Source organism: Streptomyces sp. FH025, assembly GCF_017427025.1.
Lineage (GTDB): Bacteria > Actinomycetota > Actinomycetes > Streptomycetales > Streptomycetaceae > Kitasatospora.
Map to the genome: position 1 here is coordinate 1 of NZ_JAFLNG010000109.1, position 15,587 is coordinate 15,587.

The 15,587-nt window shown below is 72.6% G+C and carries 12 protein-coding genes and 1 pseudogene; 4 read left to right on the plus strand and 9 right to left on the minus strand.

The window, feature by feature from the left end:
* The 4 genes from J0670_RS11050 to J0670_RS11065 form a co-directional block, all read left to right on the plus strand.
* A partial coding sequence (locus J0670_RS11050; protein ID WP_207811311.1) for a hypothetical protein occupies positions 1–204 on the plus strand: 204 nt, incomplete at its 5' end.
* A 46-nt stretch (positions 205–250) separates the two neighbouring features.
* Complete coding sequence (locus J0670_RS40215; protein WP_207811312.1) at positions 251–3,004, plus strand: SUMF1/EgtB/PvdO family nonheme iron enzyme; 2,754 nt, start codon at positions 251–253, stop codon at positions 3,002–3,004.
* Positions 3,005–3,155: 151 nt separating this feature from the next.
* Positions 3,156–4,331: a phosphomethylpyrimidine synthase ThiC gene (locus J0670_RS11060; protein ID WP_207811313.1), complete on the plus strand. Its 1,176-nt coding sequence runs from the start codon at positions 3,156–3,158 to the stop codon at positions 4,329–4,331.
* Positions 4,332–4,489: 158 nt separating this feature from the next.
* Entirely contained in the window at positions 4,490–6,376 is a 1,887-nt protein-coding gene (locus tag J0670_RS11065; RefSeq protein WP_207811314.1) for a PEP/pyruvate-binding domain-containing protein, read from the plus strand.
* A gap of 70 nt (positions 6,377–6,446) precedes the next feature.
* Here J0670_RS11065 and J0670_RS11070 read toward each other — a convergent pair whose 3' ends face one another.
* The 9 genes and pseudogenes from J0670_RS11070 to J0670_RS11110 all read right to left on the minus strand — a co-directional run bounded on the left by J0670_RS11070 (position 6,447) and on the right by J0670_RS11110 (position 15,517).
* Positions 6,447–7,091, minus strand: a complete 645-nt coding sequence (locus J0670_RS11070; protein ID WP_207811315.1) for a response regulator transcription factor — start codon at positions 7,089–7,091, stop codon at positions 6,447–6,449.
* A complete protein-coding gene (locus J0670_RS11075) occupies positions 7,055–8,374 on the minus strand; it encodes a sensor histidine kinase (protein WP_207811316.1) in 1,320 nt (439 codons plus the stop codon). The genes J0670_RS11070 and J0670_RS11075 overlap by 37 nt, the downstream gene beginning before the upstream one ends.
* A gap of 203 nt (positions 8,375–8,577) precedes the next feature.
* Positions 8,578–9,021: pseudogene (locus J0670_RS11080) on the minus strand (MaoC family dehydratase); the annotation flags it as partial.
* A gap of 143 nt (positions 9,022–9,164) precedes the next feature.
* Positions 9,165–10,196, minus strand: coding sequence for a 2,3-diaminopropionate biosynthesis protein SbnB (gene sbnB / locus J0670_RS11085; protein ID WP_207811318.1), 1,032 nt, complete (start codon positions 10,194–10,196; stop codon positions 9,165–9,167).
* 65 nt (positions 10,197–10,261) lie between these two features.
* Positions 10,262–11,920 carry an NAD(P)/FAD-dependent oxidoreductase gene (locus J0670_RS11090; protein WP_307806471.1) on the minus strand — a complete coding sequence of 553 codons (1,659 nt, stop codon included), beginning with the start codon at positions 11,918–11,920 and terminating at the stop codon, positions 10,262–10,264.
* A gap of 92 nt (positions 11,921–12,012) precedes the next feature.
* Complete coding sequence (fabG, locus tag J0670_RS11095) at positions 12,013–12,741, minus strand: 3-oxoacyl-ACP reductase FabG (RefSeq protein ID WP_207811320.1); 729 nt, start codon at positions 12,739–12,741, stop codon at positions 12,013–12,015.
* Positions 12,738–13,931 (minus strand): beta-ketoacyl synthase N-terminal-like domain-containing protein, encoded by a 1,194-nt coding sequence (locus tag J0670_RS11100; protein ID WP_243436854.1) that lies wholly within the window; start codon positions 13,929–13,931, stop codon positions 12,738–12,740. The genes fabG and J0670_RS11100 overlap by 4 nt, the downstream gene beginning before the upstream one ends.
* 1 nt (position 13,932) lies before the next feature.
* Entirely contained in the window at positions 13,933–15,201 is a 1,269-nt protein-coding gene (locus tag J0670_RS11105; protein WP_207811321.1) for a beta-ketoacyl synthase, read from the minus strand.
* Between the two features lie 67 nt (positions 15,202–15,268).
* Positions 15,269–15,517 carry an acyl carrier protein gene (locus tag J0670_RS11110; RefSeq protein ID WP_207811322.1) on the minus strand — a complete coding sequence of 83 codons (249 nt, stop codon included), beginning with the start codon at positions 15,515–15,517 and terminating at the stop codon, positions 15,269–15,271.
* Positions 15,518–15,587 lie beyond the last annotated feature (70 nt).

Sequence of the window (15,587 nt, forward strand, 5' to 3'; positions counted from 1 at the left end):
GACGGGCTGGGCCACTTCCGGCACGTGATCGTCCTGGACGGGGCGGGGCCGGGGCGTGGGCTGGGCCCGGGGCTCGAAGTCCCGGACGGGGACGGGGAGTCGGCGTGGTACCTGGACGTGGGGGAGGGACGGGCGGTGCCGATGACGCCGTTCGCGCTGCCGGCGGCCGACTGGTGCGAGTCCTTCGCACGCGGCCTCGGTTGAGACGGGCAAGGCTACGGACGGTCACCGCAGATCGGGAGGGGGCCCGGTGCGACACATTCGAGTGTTCCTGTCCTCGCCGTCGGACGTCAGGGAGGAGCGGGCGGCGCTGCGCAAGGTGATCAGCGATCTGCCCTACGACGCCTTCCTGCGCGGCTTGGTGGAGATGGAGGAGATCTCCTGGGACCGGCCGGGCGCGGGGGTGCCGCTGTTCGCCTCGCTGCCGCCGCAGGAGGCGGTCAATCGGGGGCTTCCGCGGCCGAGTGAATGCGATATCGTGGTCATCGTTCTATGGAGCCGTATGGGTACGCCTCCACACATTCCCGCCCTCTCGAACGATGATCGTGTGTACCGTTCGGGAACGGAATGGGAATTCTTCGACGCCGTTCAGGCCGAGCGGCGGACCGGGCGCCCCAAGGTTCTGCTCTACAAGCGCACCGCCGATCTCTTCGTCTCGTTGAAGGATCCCGAATTCGAGCAGAAGAGATCCCAGCAGGAGCTGGTGGACGCCTTCGTCGCCGAGATCACGGATGCCGCGAACGGGATTCCGGTCGGCGTCAACCAGTACGCCGACCTCAGTGAATTCCGGCCGCTGGTGGAGAACCACCTGCGGCTGATCGTCAAAGAGATCATGGATGAGGAGTTGACGTTGGAAGCGAGCTCCCGATCGCGCCGCGATTTCTCCCTCTCCCCGTTCCCGGGGCTGCGGCCGTTCACCGACGAGGAATCCCTGGTGTTCTTCGGCCGGGAGCACGAGACCAGTGAGATCATCCAGCGGCTCGGGGACCAGCGGCACCGCTTCCTCGCCGTCATCGGGGCCTCCGGCATCGGCAAGTCCTCCCTGGTCAACGCGGGGGTCATGCCGGCGCTGCGGGCCGGGGCGATCCCCGGGGCGGAGAGCTGGCGGTCGCTGCGCTTCACCCCGGCCGAGATCGAGGGCGACCCCTTCCTCGCCCTGGCCGCCAAGCTGTCCGAGCACGGGCGGGCGCCCTGGGCGGGCACGCCCGAGGTGGTCGCCCGGGAGCTGGAGGCGGATCCCGCGGCCGTCGGACGGTACATCGACGAGGTGCTGGCCGACGCGCCCTCCTGGGCCCGGCTGCTGGTCGTCGTCGACCAGTTCGAGGAACTCTTCGGTTCGGGGGTGGAGGAGGAGCGCCGGGCCCGTTTCGTCGCCCTGCTCACCGAGCTGGTGGCGGCCGAGCGGGCGCTCGTGGTGGTCACCCTGCGCGCCGACTTCTACGCCCACTGCCTGAACCACCCCCAGCTCGCCGAACTGCTGCGCAGCGGCTCCTTCCCGCTCGGCGGGGTCGGGCTCGGGGCGCTCTACCGGATGATCACCCGCCCGGCCGAGATCGCCGGGCTCCAGTACGAGGGGGACCTCGCCGAGCGCATCCTGGAGGACGCCGGAGCCGAGCCCGGGAGCCTGGCGCTGATGGCCTTCGCCCTCAAGACGGTGAGCCAACACGCCAGCCCCGAAGGTCTGTTGCTGCTGAGCGAGTACGAGCGGATCGGCGGCATCCGCGGGGCCGTGGCCACCCGGGCCGAGGAGATCTTCGACGAACTCGCCGAGGCCGACCGGGAACAGCTGCCCGCGCTCTTCCGCAAGCTCACCGACGTGAGCGAGTCGGACGCGCCGGTGCGCCGACGGGCGAAGCTGAGCGGCCTCACGGCGGATCCGTCGACCGCGCGGCTGGTCGACCTGCTGGTGCGGGCCCGGCTGCTGGTGGTCAGCGACGACGAGTACCGCGAGCCCACCGTGGAGGTCGCCCACGAGACGCTGTTCGGCTCCTGGCCGCGCCTGGCCGAGTGGATCCAGCAGACCCAGGACGACCTCACCCTGCTGCGGCAGCTGCGCCGGGCGGCCGTCGACTGGGTGAAGGCAGACCGCCCCGCCTCCTTCCTCTGGCCGCACGAGCGGCTCGTCCTGGTCGAGGCTATGCTGCGCAACCTCGACCCCGAACTCGACCCGGAGATCGAGAAGTTCATCGTCCCGGAGGCGGCCAGGATCCTGGCCGAGACCACCGCCGCGGCGACCACGCACCAGCGCCGGGCGAGCCTCGGCGACCGCCTGTGGGAGATCGGGGACCCACGCCCCGGCGTCGGCCTGGACGCCGACGGACTGCCGGAGATCCAGTGGTGCGAGGTGCCGGGCGGTTCCGTCCGGCTGCGGGACGTCGGCGAGATCGAGGTCCCCGGCTTCCGGCTGGCGGCCTACCCGGTGACGTACCGGCAGTACCGGGCCTTCCTGGACGACCCCGGGGGCTTCGCCGACCCGCGCTGGTTCGAGGGCCTGGCGGTGCGGCCGGAGGCCCCGGGGAGCCAGTTCCGCAAGCTCGGCAACCACCCGGCCGAGAACGTCTCCTGGTACGACGCCGTCGCGTTCTGCCGCTGGTTCAGCGCCCGGACCGGGACGGAGGTGCGGCTGCCGGCCGACTGGGAGTGGCAGCTCGCCGCCGCGGGCTCCGGCGACGGCGGCGGCTACGCCTGGGGCGCGGCCTGGGAGGACGAGCGGGCCAACCTGCTGGAGAGCGGCCTGGGCCGGACGGTCGCGGTCGGCCTCTACCCGGACGGCGCCACCGCCGCCGGCGTGCACGACCTGCACGGCAACGTCTGGGAGTGGTGCCTCAACCTGCTGTCGGACTCCAGCGTCAACGACACCGACCACGGCTCGACCAGCGCGCGGGTCGTCCGGGGCGGGTCGTGGCTGGTCTCCCGGTCCTTCGCCCGCGCCACCTTCCGGGGCTGGGACGATCCCGAACTGCGCTACCCGGCCCTCGGGTTCCGGCTGCTGCGCGCCGCCTGACCGCTCGGCCGGTTCCACGCCCGACCATCCACCGCACGTGCGTACGACGGTCCGATCGCTTCGATCCCTTCGATCGGTTCGAGAGCAGCGAGAGCAACGAGAGCAGCGACAGCGGCGACAGCATCGACAGCTTCGATCGGGAGGGGAACTCATGGACGCCGGAGCCGAGGCCAGGTCCTACCTGCTGCGGAACGACGCCCACGACATCGACGGGGTCCTGCTCGGCAGACCCCACCCGCCGGTGCTCGGGGTGATCATCGGAGTGACACCAGGGGAGACCACGCCGGAGACCGAGTACGACAAGGCCGTACGGGCCGTCGCCCAGGGGGCGCAGACACTCACCGACGTGACCACCGACGGCGACCCGACACTGCGCCGCCGGGTGCTGGAGAGCCTGAACGTCTCCTACGGGACCGTCCCCACCTACGAGGTCTTCCGCCGGATCAGGCGCGACGGGTGGGCCGCGCGCGACGCGGTGCTCACGGTGCTGGAGGAACAGGCGGACGAAGGCGTGGACTTCTTCACCGTCCACGCCTCCGGAACCCCGGAGACGGCCCGGGCGCTCGGCGCCTCGGACCGGGTCATCCCGGTCACCAGCCGGGGCGGCGCCATGATGGTCGAGGTGATGGACGGCCCGGGCGGCGAGAACCCGTACCTCGGCTGCTTCGACGAGGTCCTGGAGCTGTGCCGGGCCAGCGGCGCGGCGCTCAGCCTCGCCGGGACGTTCCGGCCCGGGAGCATCGCGGACGCCATGGACGCGGCGCACCTCGCGGAGATCGAGGTGCAGGCCGAACTGGTGCGGCGCGCGCAGGAGAAGGGCGTGAAGGTCTCGGTCGAGCTGGTCAACCACGTGCCGGTCCATCTCATCCCGGCCTACTGCGAGTTGGGGCGCGAGAAGCTGCACGGCGCGCCGTTCGGGGCGCTCGGCCCCTCGCCGACCGACATCGCCATCACCTACGACCACGTCGCCGGGGCGATCGGGGCGACGACCGCCGCGCTGCACGGCACCTCCTGGGTGACCTGCGTGACCGCCGGGGAGCACTGCCGCATCCCCGACGCCGAGGACATCGTGACGGCCGTCAAGTACTTCCAGATCGCCCTGCACATCGCCGAGGTGGGGCGCACCGGGGACCTCTCCCGGGACGCCAAGCTCTCCCGGGCGCGCAACGACAACGACTGGACGGCGATGGCCGAACTCGCCGTCCACCCCGCGGACGCGCAGGCGATGGTCGAGCGGCAGGGCTACCACCACGGCGAGGCCTGCACGATGTGCCGGGGCACCTGCCCGCTGGTCCGCGGCAAGGCGATCCGGGCGCGGCAGCGCTGAGGCGGTAGCGCCGAGGAGGCAGCGCCGGGGCGCCGAAGCCAGGGCGCCGAAGCCGGGGCGGACGAGCGCCGGAGCCGTCGCGCGTGCCACACTCACGTGTCCGAACTCGCTTGTACATACCGTGTGGTGACGGTCCGACGGTGAACCAAGGGGAAGCCATGAACGGCGCGGTCCGATGGAGCGAGGAGTTCGCCGCCCTGCCGGCGACGGCGATCGGCGGCAAGGCCAAGGGCCTCGGCACCCTGATCGCCGCCGGGCTGCCCGTGCCCGCGGCCTTCTGCGTCACCGTCGAGGCCCACAGGGCGGCGCTGGCCGGCGCCGAGGCGGACGTGGACGCGGAGATCCGGCAGGCCCTGGCCGTGCTGCGCGAGCGCGGGGCCGACTCCTTCGCGGTGCGCTCCTCCTACCTGTCGGAGGACACCGCCGAGGCGCTCTCGCCCGGGGTCTACCTGAGCGAGGTCGGGCTCGGCGAGGACGAGGAGGTGCTCGCCGCGGTGCGCCGGGTCTGGCGCTCGGCCGGGTCCGCCGCGGCCGTGGACTACCGCCGGACCATGGGCCTGGCCGGGGACGCGGACGCGATGGCCGTGATCGTGCAGCGGGCCGTTCCGGCGAGGGCCGGCGGGGTGGTCTACACCCTGCCGCCCGGCGGGGACCCGGCGACGGTGCTGGTCGAGTACGCGGCCGGGGCCCCGGGCAACGTGATCGACAACCTGGCCCCGCCGCTGCGCAGCGTGCTCGGCAAGCGCGACCGGTCCGTACCCGAGGTCGAGGACGGCCCGGTGAGCGGTGCGCAGCTGCGGACGCTGGCGGGCTGGGCGGCCCGGCTGGAGCGGGAGCTCGACGGCCCGCTCGACCTGGAGTGGCTGCTGGACGGCGCCGGGGAGCTCCAGTTGCTCCAGGCCCGGCGGCTGCCGTACCCGGTGGTCGCCGCCGAGCCGCCGTACGTCGCCCCGGCGGCCGGGACGGCGCTGCGCAGCGACAAGCTGGCGCCGTTCAGGCTGCGCGGGCGGGTGGAGCTGAACACCATCGAGGCGGACCTGGTGCTGCCCTCGGCCTTCGCCGCGTACCGGGACTCGGGCGCGGTGCCGCAGGAGTGCCGGGCGGTGTTCGCGCGGTACGCGGCCAGGGGGCCGGTGTCGGTGCGCTCGGTCTACTGGTCGGCGCTCGGCTCGGGGGACATGCTCCCGCAGTCGGCGCTGCTGACCTCGGTGGAGGAGTGCGTCGCGCACCTGGAGCACTACTGGCGCTACGTACTGGAGCACGGCAGGGCCGACTACTCGGCCGAGGTGGCGCTGCTGGTGGCGAACTGGACGGATCTGCGGGCCTCGGTGATCGCGACGGCCGCCGGGGACGGCGGACCGGTCGAGATCGGCGCGCTCTTCGGCCAGTTGGAGGGGCTGGAGACCTGCGCCCACGACCGCTACACGGTGGCGCTGCCGGAGCTGCGCACCGAGCGGGCGGACGTGCCGCACAAGGCGCTGGCGGTGACCGTGCCGCGCCGCCCGCCGCGGCCGCTGCCCGAGGAGCTGCGCGATCGGCGGGTGCTGGACGAGGCGGAGGTCCGGGAGGTGGCCGCGATGACGGCCCGGCTGGCGGAGCGCCTGGGGCCGGTGCGGGTCGAACTGCTGGTGCTGAACGGCGCCTCGGCGGCCGCCGAGCGGGTGGTGGCCTGGCAGGTCACCGAGCTGCGGGAGACGGCCGGGCTGCGCTACTTCCACCTGCGCGGCGCGGGGACGGGCGGTGGTACGCCGGTGGCGTCGGGCCGGCTGACCGTGCTCGGCGCCCCCGAGGACCTCGGGGCGCTGGACGGCGGCGGGCGGCGGGTGGTCGCGGTCGACTTTGAGGGCTTCGACCTGCGCGACCCGGAGCTCGCCACCTCGATCGCCGGGGCGCTGCGGGCCGCCGGCCACCCGGTGCTGCTCAAGGGCAGTGTCCTGTCGCACTTCGCCGCGCTGCTGCGCGAGTTCGGGGTGGCCGTCTACCCGGTGAACGCGGTGCCGGCCGGGCTCGGCGACGGGGACCGGGTGGACGTCCTGCCGGACTGAATCGGACTGAACCGGACTGAACGGAACTCAGCCGGACTGACCCGGACTGAACCGGACCGAGACGTAGGCCTTACTGGTCGAGGTAGGCCAGGACGGCCAGGACGCGGCGGTTGTCGCCGTCGGTGGGCAGCAGGTTGAGCTTGGTGAAGATGTTGCTGATGTGCTTGGCGACGGCCTTCTCGGTGATGAACAGGTCCTGCGCGATGCCGGCGTTGGAGCGGCCCTGGGCGACCCATTCGAGGACTTCGCGCTCGCGCCTGGAGAGGGCGCCGATGCTCTCGTCGCGCTCCTTGCGGACCAGCAGCTGGGAGATGACCTCCGGGTCCATGGCGGTGCCGCCGTCGGCGACCCGGCGGATCGAGTCCAGGAACTGGGAGCCGTTGGTGACGCGGTCCTTGAGCATGTAGCCGACGCCGCGGCCGCCGCTGGCGAGGAGCTCGCGGGCGTAGAGGGGCTCGACGTACTGGGAGAGCAGCAGGACGGGGAGGTCGGGCATGCTGCGGCGGGCGGTGATGACGGCGCGCAGGCCCTCGTCGGTGAAGTTCGGCGGCAGCCGGACGTCGACGACGGCGACGTCCGGCTGCTGTTCGGTGAGGGCCCTGAGGAGGTCGGCCCCGTTGTCCACGGCCGCCACCACCTCGTGGCCGTAGGCCTGGAGGAGGCGGATCAGGCCGTCCCTCAGGAGGAAGTGGTCTTCGGCGAGGACAATGCGCAAGGGAGCTCCATGGTGACCATGGTCGGGCCGTTGACGGGACTGCTGACGGCCAGGACGCCGTCGAAGGTGGAGAGCCGTCGCTCGATGCCGCGCAGGCCGCTGCCACGGGTGACGTCGGCGCCGCCGCGTCCGCTGTCCGTGACGGTGATGCGCAGCATGCCGTGATCGTAGCGAATGTCGATCCAGGCGCGGTCGGCGTGCGAGTGCTTGGCGACGTTGGTGAGGATCTCGGAGATCGCGAAGTAGGCGGCGGACTCGACGGGCATCTCCGGGCGGCCGGGCAGGTCCACGACGACCTCGGTGGGGACCGGGCAGACCATGGCCAACGCCCGTACCGCGTCGGCGAGTCCGCGGTCGGCGAGGACCGGCGGGTGGATGCCGCGGACCAGGTTGCGGATCTCCTCCAGGGCCTTGGAGGAGGACTCGCGGGCCTCGATCAGCAGGGCGCGGACGGCGTCCGGGTTGGTCTCCAGCAGGTGCTCGGCGGCGTCCAGGGTCATGCCCATCGCGACCAGTCGGGCCTGGGCGCCGTCGTGCAGGTCGCGCTCGATCCGGCGGATCTCGGCCATCTGGGTGTCCACTGCGGTGCTGCGGGTGGTGGTCAGGTGCTCGATCCGGCTGGCCATCAGCTCCTGCTCGCTCGGGGCGAGCATCGAGCGGGTGTACAGCGCGTGCTTGCGGACGGCGCGGGGCGCCGTCCAGAGCGCCAGCGGCAGTTGGAGGACTCCGAGCACGCCGGACAGCACGGCGGTGGCCTGGCCGTCGATCGGGATGAACTGGTACCAGAGGCCGTCCCACTCGGTGGACAGCGGGACGCCGAAGAAGGCCAGGAAGATGCCCCAGAAGCCGCTGAGGACGAAGGCGATCGGCACGAAGGCGAGGAAGCCGCCGACGATCGGGTCGGTGAGGATCCAGGTGAACTCGCGGCGGGTCTGCGGGTCGCTCATGATCCAGCGGTAGCGGGCGATCGCCCCCGAGGCGCCCTCGGGCGCGGTCGGCAGCGGTCCGGGCGGGCCGGGGATCCGCACTCCGGACCAGCTCTCGGCGAGCCCTCGCTGACGGGCCGCCAGGGCCCGGACGCGCTCCATCGCCCGCGGCACCAGGCCGAGGCCCGGGCCGATCAGCGAGATCGCGGTGGTGACGCCGAGGGCTCGGCCGAAGCCGGCGATCGACATCCAGCAGAGGGTCAGCGCCCGCCGCAGCCCGGTGAATCCGGCCGAGGCGGAGAAGCCCTTGACCTCGGCCGGTGCGGGGTTGCCCCCGAGCTGCATCGTGCGGTCCATGGACACGCTCCTTCCTGGTGCCTTCGCGTTGCCCTCGGCCGTGGTGGCCGTGTGACCATTCTGGCGTCGGCGGGGCGTCGAAATCGGTAGTACTAACTCCCCTCTTGACCGACGGAAACGGCGGGTTCGGACGCCGCGGAAGCCGCGGAAGCCACGGACGCCACGGCGGGTTCCGAAGGCGCAGCCGGCTCCGGCTTCGCGATGAACAGCGACAGGGTGTCCGCCACGCAGGCCGCGCGCGGATCGCCCTCGACCTCCACGGTCATCCGCACCGCGGCCAGGTGGCCCATCGGCGTCTCGCGGACGCCGGTGACCTTCGCGCCGCCGCGGACCCGGGCGCCGACCCTGATCGGGTGCGGGAAACGCACCTTGTCCAGGCCGAAGTTGACGCCCATGGTGACGTCCCTGATCTCGAAGATCGCGCGCATCATCGCGGGCAGCAGACCGAGCGTCATGTAGCCGTGGGCGATCGTCCCGCCGTACGGGCCGGTGGCCGCGCGCTCCGGGTCCACGTGGATCCACTGGAGGTCGCCGGTGGCGGCCGCGAACCGATCCACGTTCTCCTGGGTGACGTCGAGCCACTCGCTGTAGCCCAGGTGCTCGCCGATCGCCCCGGTGAACTCGGCCAGGTTGGCAAAGGATCTCATGCGGTGATTCTCCTGCTTCCGTACTGACGCCCAACTGACGTGGCGCTGACGTGTGTTCCCGCCGAGGTGGTGGCGGCCGGGAAACGCCGGACGCCCGCCGGGCGGGGAGCGCGGCGGGCGTCCGGGACTCGTGGCGGGGTGGGTCAGCCGTAGCGCTTGAGCTCGTGGAAGAAGTCGGGCACGGTGTGCAGCTGCCCGGCGGCGCCGACGCGGTCGTAGACGTGCTTGGCGACGGCCAGGTCGAGCACGCCGAGACCGAACGGGGAGAAGACCACCGGCCGGTCGGCGGGCGGGGTGATCGCGCCGGTGAGAACGTCGTACAGCGTGCCGGCCACGAACTCCCGGTGGCCGACGCGCTGTTCGGCCAGGTGCGGGGAGGTGTCGGCCTTCATGCAGTGCTCGATGTCGTCGACCACGTTCCAGGAGTCGAGGACGATCTCCGGGGAGAGGTCGCGCAGCGAGACGTGCAGCACCAGGGGGTTGTGCGCGAACCAGGCGGGGTCGGTGACGTGCGGCTCGCCGGCCACGGTGGCGAAGACCACCAGGTCGCTGGAGCGGATCAGGTCCTCGGGCTTCTCGTGGACGGTGATCGCGGGCTGCTCGCCCTCGGCCCGGCGCAGGTAGTCGGCGAAGCCCCGGGCGTGCTCGGCGGACAGGTCGTGGACGCCGGCCTCGGTGAAGTCGAAGCCGTTGGCGGCGAGGTAGGTGTGGATGTAGCGGGCGATCAGGCCGACGCCGAAGAAGCCGACCCGGCGCGGGCGTTCGCCGCGGGCGTCGGCCAGCCGGGCGGCGGCGAGGGCGGCGGAGGCGGCGGTGCGGGCCGCGCTGATGATCGAGCTCTCCAGGCAGGCGATCGGGTAGCCGGTTTCGGCGTCGTTGAGGATCAGGACGGCCGAGGCGCGCGGCAGCCCCGCCGCGACGTTCCCCGGGAAGCTGGAGATCCACTTGACGCCGTGCACGCCGACGTCGCCCTTGACCGAGGCGGGCAGCGCGATGATGCGGTCGGACGGCCGGTCGGGGAAGCGCAGGAAGTACGAGTCGGGGTTGACCGTCTGCCCCTCGCCGTGCAGCCGGTACGCGGCCTCGATCGCCGTGACGACCTCGTCCTCGTGCCCGTGGAGGGCCTCGTGCACCTGGGCGCCGGAGACCACGGCGAAGGTTGGTACCTGGGTCATGGGAACACTGCTCCTGGTCGGGTGAAGCCGGAGGGAAACCGGTGGAGTGGCGGCGGGCGGGGTGCTCAGCCGATGCGGGCGAGGCCCTTGGCCGTCCGGCGGGTCCGGCCGCGGGAGACCACCATCGGGTCCCAGTCCGGGCCGCGCTCGGGCAGCAGGGCCGGGTCGCCGAGCACCGCGCCGCCGAGCACCTCGGGCAGCAGCGGGCGGCCGAGGATCTGCCCGGCGGCGGCCATCCCGCTGGTGGCGACGGCGCCCAGGCCGCTGCCGTAGCGGACGCTCTGGCCGACCACGTACAGGCCCTCGACGTCGGTGCGGACGTCCGGGCGCTGGCCCACGCCGCCCCAGTTCGCCATGCCGTACGGGGTGCCGCCGGTGCCGCGGATGTAGCGCTCGTGGCTCAGCGGGGTGGCGGTCTCCAGGTGGGTGATGCGCTCCCGGAAGGGGCCGATCACCTTCTCGGCGGTGGCCAGCATCAGCTCGGTGAGCCGGCGTTTGCGGGCGAGGTAGGCGTCGTTGCGGCGGTAGGGCTCGCCGCCCACCGGGCCGCCGTCCACGCCCCAGAAGCCGTAGCCGGGCGGGCAGCCGGTCATCAGCTGGAAGTTGCTGTGGCCGGGCGGGCAGACCGCGGCCGCGCCGGGGTCCTTGATCGAGGCGAAGGAGAACGTGAGCTGCGGCACCGAGTCGAAGACGCCGTCGCGCTCCCAGCGCTCGGTCATCGCGGCGTGCGCGGCCTCCATGTCGTCGCTGTCGTGCCACCAGATGTTGGCGTTCGGCACGCCGGGCAGCTCGGTGTCCAGCGCGACGTACACGGCGACCACGGCGCCGCGCATGGTGGCCGCGCGGGTGCGCTCGACCAGCTCGGCGGAGAAGGTCCGCTCGCCGCCGCACAGGTCGAGCACGGTGCGGCGGTAGTCGGCGTTGGAGATCACCAGCGGGGCGGACACCCGGGTGCCGTCGGTGAGTTCGACACCGGTGGCGCGGCCCTGCTCGGTCAGGATGCGGCGCACCTCGCAGCGGGTGCGCAGCTCGCCGCCGTGCGCCTCCAGGGCCTCGACCAGGGCGGCCACCAGGACCTGCCCGCCGCCCTCGGGGTAGTAGGCGCCGCGCAGGTAGTGGTCGAGCATGGCGGCGTGCTCGGCGAAGGTGATGCCGTCCGGCATGGTGCCGTAGTTACCGGCCTGGGCGGCGATCAGGGTGCGGGCCTTGGGCGAGAACCCGCAGTGGTCCAGGGCCTGGCCGAGGGTGCGGCGGGTCCATCGCATGGTCTGCGGGGAGCGCCGGAACAGCTCGACCACGGAGGTGCCGTGCAGGCCGTCCCGGGTGGCGCCGGCCACCGCCCGGGCGAGGTCGACGAACGCATCGATCCGCTCGGTCTCCTCGGGCAGGGCCTGGCACAGCCGGTCGCGGTAGGACGTCCAGCCGGCCGGGATGTCCAGGGTGGCCGTGGGGGTGATGACCCGGTCGAAGCCGTGCTCGTTGTCCATCGGCCGGAAGGTCACCCGGTCGCGGACGCCGAGGCCCGCCAGCAGCGACGGGAACAGCCCGCCCTCGGCGCAGTCGCCGATGTAGTGGGTGCCCACGTCGAACTCGTACTTGCGGCGGCGCCGGAAGACGTGGGCGTTGCCGCCCGCGATGTCGTGCTGTTCGAGGACCAGCACGCTGCGGCCGTCGGCGGCCAGGTAGCCGGCGCTGATCAGCCCGCCGAGGCCGCTGCCGACCACGATCGCGTCGTAGTGTGCTCCGAGCCCCTCGGCTCCCGGTCTCGTGAGTCTCCCGACTCCCCGCATTCGCGCCCCCATTCGCGCCGCTGCCATCAGAAGGTGCCGCCGCCGTGGATCTCGAAGACCGAGCCGCTGATGTACGAGGCCCGGTCCGACAGCAGGAAGGAGACCAGGTCGGCCACCTCCTCCGGCTGGCCGGCGCGTCCGAGCGCGACGTTCTTCAGCATCCGCTCCACCGCGGCCTCGGACATGTCGCCGACCATGTCGGTGTCGATCAGGCCGGGGGCGACCACGTTGGCGCGCACCCCGCGCGGGCCGCACTCCTTGGCCAGGGACTTGGTGAAGCCGATGATCCCGGCCTTGGAGGCGGCGTAGTTGGCCTGGCCGAGGTTGCCGTGGATCCCGGACACCGAGGACAGGTTGACGATCGATCCGCTGCGGCGCTTGCTCATCGCGAAGGCGGCGGCGCGGCAGACGTGGTAGACGCCGTCCAGGTTGGTGCGCAGCACCTCGGCCCAGTCGTCCTCGGGCATCAGGATGACCGGGCGGTCCCGGGTGATGCCGGCCGAGGTGACCGCGGCGTCGACCGGGCCGAGCTCGCGCTCGGTGCGGGCGAACCAGTCGCGGACCTCGGCGGCGTTCGCCACGTCGCACCGGGTGGCGGTGATCCTGGTGCCGAACTCACCCGCCTCCTTGGCGAGTTGCTCGGCGGCATCGGCGTTGGAGCGGTAGCAGAAGGCGACGTCGTAGCCGTCCTGGGCGAGCCGCAGCACGATGGCCCGGCCGATGCCCCGGGAGCCGCCGCTGACCAGGGCGATCATGCGGTGGCTCCGTTCGGGTCGAGCTTCGGGTCGAGGTCCGGGTCGAGGTTCGTGCCGAGGCTCGGGTCGAGCAGGCGCAGCACGGCGCAGCCCACCGCGCCGTCCCGGTCCACGGCGGTGATCAGGGCGATCCGGCCGGCCGCGGCCGGCTCTCCCTCGGCGACGCTGAGCACCGCCTGGATCTGGAAGGTGGCGGCGGCCGCGCTGGTGTCGCCCAGCAGCTCCATGGACGGGACCCTGGTGAGCGCCTCGGCGGGCAGCAGGGCGGTCAGCGCCTCGTGCTCGGCCCGGCCGGCCGCGGTGGGCGCGGCGCTCGGGACGGCGGCCCACACCTCGTCGGCGGTGACGCCGGCCTTGGCGAGGGCGCGGTGGACGCAGGCGGTGACGGCGGCGCCGGGGTCGTCGTCGATGTCCACCCGGGTCTCGACCGCCAGGACGGCGGCGAGCGCGGGCCGCTGGGCGGTGCCGGCGTGCTCGACCACGAACAGGCCGCAGCCCTCGCCGAGCAGCGGCGACGGGTCGCCGGGCAGGACGGCGGTGTGCTCGATCCAGGCGTGCGCGGCCGAGAACTCCTCGGCCGAGCCCACCAGGTACTTGGTCGCCCGGCCCTGGCCCATCAGCCGGCGCGCGTAGTTGAGGGCCAGCAGACCGCTGACCCGGCCGCCCGCGACGGTGGTGTTGGGGCCGGTGAGGCCGTGCCGGATCGCGGTGGCGCCCGCGGCGTGGTTGAGGCTGCCGAAGGGGATGCGGCCGGCGTCGACGTGGAAGGGCAGCGCGTTGGTGTACGACTGCTTCAGGAAGTTGGTGACGTTCTCCAGGCTGCCCATCGAGATGCCGAGGACCACGCCGGTGCGGCCGTCGGTCTCCACCACCCGGTTGCCCTCGGCGTCCTGGAGCAGGCCGTCGGAGGCGACCAGGGCGAGCGCGGTCAGCCGGTCCATCTTGGCGGTGCCGACCGGGCCGAGCAGGCCCTTGATGTCGAAGCCGGGCACCAGGCAGACCTCGGGCGAGGGCAGCGGGCCGTAGGACTCGTCCGGCCGGACGGAGGTCTTGGCGCCGGAGCGCACTCCGGCGGCGAAGGCCCGGTCGGTCAGGCCGTGCGGCGAGACGGCCGACCAGCCGGTGATGACGAGGGTCTCCGGCGGCAGGTCCGCCGGGGTGGCTGCGGGGCTCTTCAACGAACTCGTCATCTCAGACTCGCTCTCCGTACGTGCCCAGGATCAGGATGGCGTTGTTGCCGGCGAAGGCGCTGGAGTTGTTCTCCACGATCCGGACCTCGGCGTCGACCGCCTCGTTGGGGACGACGTCCAGAGGGCAGTCCGGGTCGGTCTCCACGTGGTTGATGGTCGGGGGGATGAACTGGTTCTCGATGGCGAGGCTGCAGGCGATCGCGCCGAGCGCGCTGGCGGCACCCATCGAGTGGCCGAGCATCGACTTCACGGCGACGGTGCGCGGCGGGGAGTCGCCGTACACGTCGAGGATCGCGGCCGACTCGGTCTTGTCGTTGGCCTTGGTGCCGGTGCCGTGCGCGGAGATGAAGTCGATCTCGTCGCGCTCGACCCCGGCGTCGTCCAGGGCCAGCCGGATGCCGCGGGCGATGCCGTCCCGGTTGGGGGCGGTCGCGTGGGCGGCGTCGCAGCTGAGGCCGTAGCCGAGCACCTCGGCGTAGATGTGCGCGCCGCGGGCGAGGGCGGACTCCAGGCTCTCCAGGACGAGGATGCCCGCGCCCTCGCCGGTCAGGATGCCCTGGCGGTTCCTGTCGAACGGGCGGACCACGTCCGGGGTGAGCGCGCCGAAGCGCTTGAAGAGGGCGAAGGCCTTGCGGCAGACCGCGTCGGCGCCGCCGCACAGCGCGATGTCGACCTCGCCGGAGCGGATCGCGTCCAGGCCGTAGCCGATCGAGTAGTTGCCGGCCGCGCAGGCGGTGGTGATGGTGGTCGGCTCCACGTTCGGCATGCGCAGTTCGCGGGCGATCACCGTGCTCAGCCGGCCGGCGTTGATCCGGCGGGACAGCACCGGGTCCAGGGCGTTCGGGTCCCCGGCGGCGAGCTCCTGCTCGACCAGCACACCGATGTCGTGGGACTCGCCGTCGGTGGTGCCCACGCTGATCACGGCCTGGCGCTCGCCGAGGTCGGCCTCGGTCAGCCCGGCGTCGTCCACCGCCATCCGGGCCGCCGCGACGGCGAACTGCCCGGCCCGGCCCATGTCGTCGAGCGGGACCCGGTGGATCCAGCGCTCCGGCTCGAAGTCCGGGACCTCGCAGGCGATGTTCTGGCCGAAGCCCTCGGTGTCGAAGCGGGTGATCGGCCGTGCCCCGGAGCGGCCGGCCCGCAGCCCCTCGGTGTACTCCTCGACGCCCGTACCGATGCTGGAGATCGCTCCGAGGCCGGTGAGGACGACCCTGCGGCGCCCGTCCGGCGTACCGGACCGGGGGGCCGCTGGTGACTGTGCGGTGGACATGGGACTGGACTCCTTGTGCGGTGGGAAGCGTGAGGCGGGCCGTCCGGGGTCGGGTGACGCCCCCGGGTCACCAGCCGGCGGCCGCCGCGGTCACCTGGTAGGTGGACTCCACGTTCACCATCTTCGGCAGCTCGTTCATGTCGATGACGATGGAGTACTCCATCTCCAGGGCGCTCAGCACGTCGATGAGCTTGAGCGAGTCGGCGCCCAGCTCGTCGACGAACAGCGCGGTGTCCGAGAACTCGGTGTGCACGTCGATGTTCTCGGCGATGATTTCGCGGATACGGGTGAGGCGCTCCGGCGCAACCGTCGTCATGCTCGTTTCCTCCGTTTTCCAGATGCCCGGATATAGCTTCTGGCCAGAAAACTAATGAGCGCCGATGACG

Coding starts and splice junctions, on each gene's coding strand:
- J0670_RS11110 (WP_207811322.1), bottom strand. CDS start 15,517: ATGACGACGGTTGCGCCGGAGCGCCTCACCCGTATCCGCGAAATCATC.
- J0670_RS11060 (WP_207811313.1), top strand. CDS start 3,156: ATGGACGCCGGAGCCGAGGCCAGGTCCTACCTGCTGCGGAACGACGCC.
- J0670_RS11075 (WP_207811316.1), bottom strand. CDS start 8,374: ATGGACCGCACGATGCAGCTCGGGGGCAACCCCGCACCGGCCGAGGTC.
- sbnB (WP_207811318.1), bottom strand. CDS start 10,196: ATGACCCAGGTACCAACCTTCGCCGTGGTCTCCGGCGCCCAGGTGCAC.
- J0670_RS11100 (WP_243436854.1), bottom strand. CDS start 13,931: ATGACGAGTTCGTTGAAGAGCCCCGCAGCCACCCCGGCGGACCTGCCG.
- fabG (WP_207811320.1), bottom strand. CDS start 12,741: ATGATCGCCCTGGTCAGCGGCGGCTCCCGGGGCATCGGCCGGGCCATC.
- J0670_RS11065 (WP_207811314.1), top strand. CDS start 4,490: ATGAACGGCGCGGTCCGATGGAGCGAGGAGTTCGCCGCCCTGCCGGCG.
- J0670_RS11105 (WP_207811321.1), bottom strand. CDS start 15,201: ATGTCCACCGCACAGTCACCAGCGGCCCCCCGGTCCGGTACGCCGGAC.